Consider the following 4,707-nt stretch of genomic DNA (forward strand, 5'->3'; position numbering starts at 1 on the left):
GGGCCGGACCGGGTGAGCGGTGGTCCGTCTCCTTACTTCTTCCGTGGCCGATTGGATTCGACATGACCGTTCGGGGGATCGGCCGGCGTACGCCGGGGAGCGCGCCGCCCGTCGGGTCGGCGGGCTGCGCCGCCGGGGTCACCGGCATCCCGCCGAGCCGGGCCTGCGGCCCGGGGTTCCCCGACACACGGGGGTCCGGCGCGCCGGGGACCGGACCGGCGGAGGGGGCCGCGGAAGGACCCGCGGAGGGGACGGACACGGCACCGGACGCGGCGGCCGGCGTCGACGGCTCGGGCGCGCCCCAGGAGACCTTCTGGTCGCGGTCGCCGCCGAAACCGGTCTGCCGGGAGGCGTCCGCCTGCCACGCGGAGGCCGGCTCGGGCTCGACGCCGGCCGCGAGGGGCTCCTCGTCGAAGAAGTGAGGTCCTGTCTCCTCCACCGCGGGCACCACGGGCGCGGGTGACGGGCTCGGGAGCGGCGCCGGCGCCACGGGCACGGCCGAGGCGGGGGCGGCCGGCGCGAGTTCGCCGTCCTTGGGAGCGGGCCGACTCGTCCCGGGTACCCAGGCGCCCCCGTTCCAGTACCGGATGTATCCGGGAATGGAGGGGTCCGGGTAGTACCCGGCCTGCGGGACCTCCCCGCCGGCTCCAGGAGGAGTAGCCACTGCCCCGACTCCGTTCCGTGACGACGCTTCTACGACCTTGGGCCCGCGGGCCCAAGGAGGACAGTAACGAAGAACGGCGCCGCAAGAAGACCGAGGCCGCGAGAAACCCGCCTTCGAGCGACATACCCACGGAACCCGCGACTCACCGTCACGTTCAGGCCGTCGATCCGCTCCCGCGGATTCCCTCGCGGAATCTCTTCAAAAAACTTTCCCGAAGTCGCGTAATGGCACGCATCCGCCCCGCTCTCTCCCTGTGAAGGCCCACCCGGGGCCCCACACCCGAGAGGACGTACCGCCATGCAGAACACCGAGAACACCGTCGTCGAGCGCGAGCTGGAGCTGAAGCTGGTGCTCTCCCCCGAGCGCTCCATCCCCGTCCCGGCCCGTCTCGTCTACCGCACCGACGACCCGTACGCCGTCCACATCACCTTCCACATCGGCTCGGAGTACCCGGTCAACTGGACCTTCGCCCGTGAGCTGCTCGTGGAGGGCGTCTTCCGGCCCTGCGGCCACGGCGACGTCCGGATCTGGCCCACGAAGGTCGACGGCCGCAACGTGGTCCTGATGGCGCTCTCCTCCCCCGACGGCGACGCGCTCCTGGAGGCGCCCTCGGCGCAGGTGTCCGCCTGGCTGGAGCGGACCCTGCGCGCCGTCCCGCCGGGCACCGAGTCCGAGCAGCTCGGCATCGACGAGGGACTGGCCGAACTGCTCGCCACCACCTCGGTCGCCGACGACCTGTGGCTGCGGGACCCGTGGCCGTCGGACGAGTCCCAGGACGGCGAGGCGTGAGCGCCGCCCTCGGGAAGGCGAGAGGGTCAACAGAGGCGAGAGGGCCGGCAGAGGCCAGAAGGTCAGAAGAGCTTTCCGGGGTTCAGGATCCCGAGCGGGTCGAAGGTCTGCTTGATGCCGCGCTGCAGTTCCACCCCGACCGGTCCCAACTCCCGCGCCAGCCACTCCTTCTTCAGCACGCCCACACCGTGCTCGCCGGTGATCGTGCCGCCCAGCTCCAGGCCGAGCGCCATGATCTCGTCGAAGGACTCCCGGGCCCGCCGCGACTCGTCCTCGTCGGCGTGGTCGAAGCAGACGACGGGGTGGGTGTTGCCGTCGCCCGCGTGCGCGCAGACGCCGATGGTCAGGTCGTACTTGGCGGCGATGGCGGCCGTGCCGTCGAGCATCGCGGCCAGCTTCGTACGCGGTACGCACACGTCGTCGATCATCGTCGCGGACTTGACCGTCTCCAGCGCGGTGAGCGAAAGACGGCGTGCCTGGAGGAGCAGTTCGGACTCGGCAACGTCCTCCGCCGGTACGACCTGGGTGGCCCCGGCCGTCGCGCACAGCTCCCCGACGGCGGCCAGATCGGCGGCGGGGTCGGGGGTGTCGAAGGCGCACAGGAGCAGCGCCTCGGTGGTGTCGGGCAGCCCCATGTTCGCCAGCTTGTTGACGGCACGGATGGTGGTGCCGTCCATCAGTTCGAGCAGCGACGGCGTATGGCCGCGCTCCATGATCGCGCAGACGGCCTCGCAGGCGGCCGCCGAAGAGGGGAACTCGGCGGCAAGGGCGAGCTGGCGCGGTGGACGCGGACGGAGCGCGAGGGTCGCCCCGACAACGATGCCGAGACTGCCCTCGGAGCCGACGAAGAGCCGGGTCAGGTCATATCCGGCGACGCCCTTGGCGGTGCGCCGGCCGGTGGAGAACAGCCGCCCGTCGGCGAGGACCACGTCGAGACCGAGGACGTACTCCGCCGTCACCCCGTACTTCACACAGCACAGCCCGCCGGACGCGGTGCCGATGTTGCCGCCGATCGTGCACATCTCCCAACTCGACGGGTCCGGCGGGTAGTACAGGCCGTGTTCGTCGACGGCCCGGGACAGGACGGCGTTGACGACGCCCGGTTCGACGACGGCGATCCGGTCGACCGGGCTGATCTCCAGGATCCGGTCCATCTTGACGAGGGAGAGCACGATGCAGCCGTCGGAGGCGTTCGCGGCGCCGGACAGGCCGGTGCGCGCGCCCTGCGGGACGACCGGGACGCGTAGCGCGGTCGCCGTGCGCATCACGTGCTGGACCTGCTCGACGGTGCGCGGGAGCACCACGACGGCGGGATCGCCGGCCGCGCAGAAACTCGCCATGTCGTTCGCGTAGGAGGCGGTGACGTCCGGGTCGGTGATCAGCGCCTCGGCGGGCAGGCCCGCACGCAGGTCCGCGTGGAGCCGCGTCAGAAGATCGTCCATGCGTCCAGCCTGGCACTCGGGGCCATCGGTGTGAACCCGCCGCCGTCGACCTTGTGTGCTCTTCGTACAGGCGCCGCGACGGGCGCACAGTGAGCGGCATGAAGACGGAGAACGTGTCGCGGTCGGTCCTGGCCGCCGGGGTGGGCGCGGTGCTCGCGGCGACGGCGCTGCTCTACGCCCCCGAGCTGGCACCGGGCCTGTTCGACCAGGGGCCCGCGCGTCCGCCCGGCCCCGCCGACCGCGCGGTCCTCGCGGCGAACGCGGGCGCGCAGGCCTCGCTGCCCGACCTGGCCGCGCTGATCGGCGACCGGGAGAAGTGGCTGAAGGACCATCCCGCGGACGAGGCGTCATGGGCCGTGCTGGGGACGGCGTACGCCGAGCGGGGCGCGCGGCGCGCCGACACCGCCGACTTCCCGCGCGCCGAGCACGCCCTGAAGCGCTCGCTGGAGGTACGGCCCGCCGCGCGCGGCAACGTCGACGCGCAGCTGGGGCTCGGCGCCCTGGCGAACGCGCGGGGCGACTGGCGGACGGCCAGGACCTGGGGCGAGGCGGTCCGCAAGGAGGACCCGAAGCGCTGGTCGGCGTACCCGGTGCTGATCGACGCGTACAACGGGCTCGGCGAGTACAAGGCCGCGCAGCAGGCGCTCGCGACCCTGGAGGAGCTGCACTCGGGCGCGGCGGTGAGCGCGCGGACGGCGCAGATGTACCGCAACCGGGGCTGGCGCGAGGACGCCGCGGCGGCGGCGAACGACGCGGTCGCGCAGGCCGAGTCGGGCGCCGACAAGGCGGCGGCGGTGGCGCGGCTCGGGGATCTGGCGTGGGAGCGGGGTGAGCCCGCGGAGGCCGTGGAGGAGTACGGGAGGGCACTGCGGCTCGTACCGGAGCACGGTCCTTCCCTGGCCGGGCGGGCCCGCGCGCTCGCGGCGCTCGGCCGCACGGACGAGGCGCTTGCCGACTACCGGGCGGCCCTGGCCCGGCTGCCGCGCCCGGAGTACGTCCTGGAGGCGGGCGAGCTCTACGAGTCGCTGGGCCTGGACGGGGACGCGCGGAGCCAGTACGCGCTGCTGCGGACGCGGGCGTGGGTGGGCGCGGAGGTCGTCCTCGGCCTCTACGAGGCGGACCACGGCGACCCGGCGGCGGCGGTGCGGCGACTGAAGGCGGAGTGGGCGCGCGGGCACCGGTCGGTGCAGGTGGCGGACGCGCTGGGGTGGGCGCTGTTCCGGGCCGGGGAGCCGAAGGAGGCGTTGGAGTACGCGAAGAGGGCGACGGACGAGGGGCTGCGCAGCGCGCTGTTCTCGTACCACCGGGGCGAGATCGAGCGCGCGGTGGAGGCGTTCGGCCCGGCCCGCCGCCATCTGGCGGAGGCGCTCCGCATCAACCCGGCCTTCTCGCCGCTGCTCGCCCCGAAGGCCCGCGAGGCGGTGACGGCGCTGGGCGACCCGCCGGACGTCCTGCCGAAGGAACTGCAGCGGGAACCGGAGCCGGAACGGGGGGCGCCGCGTCCGGCGAAGCCGGGGAAGCTTTCGGGCTCCTCGGAGGCGTCGGGCTCGTCGCAGCGGCCGGGCGCGGGGAAGCCCGCTCCCGCGGAGGCGGCGGGCGCGCCGACACCGGCTCCCCGCACGGCACCGACGACGCAACGGTCGCCCGGGTAGGACCGGGGCGCACGGTCGGAGACGCGGCGCCCGGTCGGGGCAGGGGCGCAAGGTCAGGACCGGGACGCGCGGTCAGCGACGAAGGGCGCGGCCGGAGACGGCGCGCGCGGTCCGAGACGGAGGGCGCGGTCACAGACGGTGGCGCCGCCGCGTCGCCGGC

The 4,707-nt window shown here is 74.1% G+C and carries 3 protein-coding genes and 1 pseudogene; 2 read left to right on the plus strand and 2 right to left on the minus strand.

All coding sequences use genetic code 11. The annotated features are described in order from the left end of the window. Window positions 1-271: 271 nt before the first annotated feature. Window positions 272-664 (minus strand): annotated as a pseudogene (locus AB0E14_RS39320) (DUF2510 domain-containing protein); the annotation flags it as partial. A gap of 297 nt (window positions 665-961) precedes the next feature. Between AB0E14_RS39320 and AB0E14_RS39325 the strand changes: the two are divergent. Next, window positions 962-1,453, plus strand: a complete 492-nt coding sequence (locus tag AB0E14_RS39325) for an SsgA family sporulation/cell division regulator (protein ID WP_362430266.1) — start codon at window positions 962-964, stop codon at window positions 1,451-1,453. 62 nt (window positions 1,454-1,515) lie between these two features. Here the strand turns inward: AB0E14_RS39325 and AB0E14_RS39330 are convergent, their stop codons facing one another. Then, a complete protein-coding gene (locus AB0E14_RS39330; protein WP_362430269.1) occupies window positions 1,516-2,895 on the minus strand; it encodes an FAD-linked oxidase C-terminal domain-containing protein in 1,380 nt (459 codons plus the stop codon). Window positions 2,896-2,993: 98 nt separating this feature from the next. Between AB0E14_RS39330 and AB0E14_RS39335 the strand changes: the two genes are divergently transcribed. Continuing rightward, complete coding sequence (locus tag AB0E14_RS39335; protein WP_362430272.1) at window positions 2,994-4,547, plus strand: tetratricopeptide repeat protein; 1,554 nt, start codon at window positions 2,994-2,996, stop codon at window positions 4,545-4,547. The last annotated feature ends 160 nt before the right edge of the window (window positions 4,548-4,707 follow it).

Origin of the sequence: Streptomyces sp. NPDC047981 (assembly GCF_040653315.1) — a bacterium.
Lineage (GTDB): Bacteria > Actinomycetota > Actinomycetes > Streptomycetales > Streptomycetaceae > Streptomyces.

Coding starts and splice junctions, on each gene's coding strand:
- AB0E14_RS39325 (WP_362430266.1), top strand. CDS start 962: ATGCAGAACACCGAGAACACCGTCGTCGAGCGCGAGCTGGAGCTGAAG.
- AB0E14_RS39330 (WP_362430269.1), bottom strand. CDS start 2,895: ATGGACGATCTTCTGACGCGGCTCCACGCGGACCTGCGTGCGGGCCTG.
- AB0E14_RS39335 (WP_362430272.1), top strand. CDS start 2,994: ATGAAGACGGAGAACGTGTCGCGGTCGGTCCTGGCCGCCGGGGTGGGC.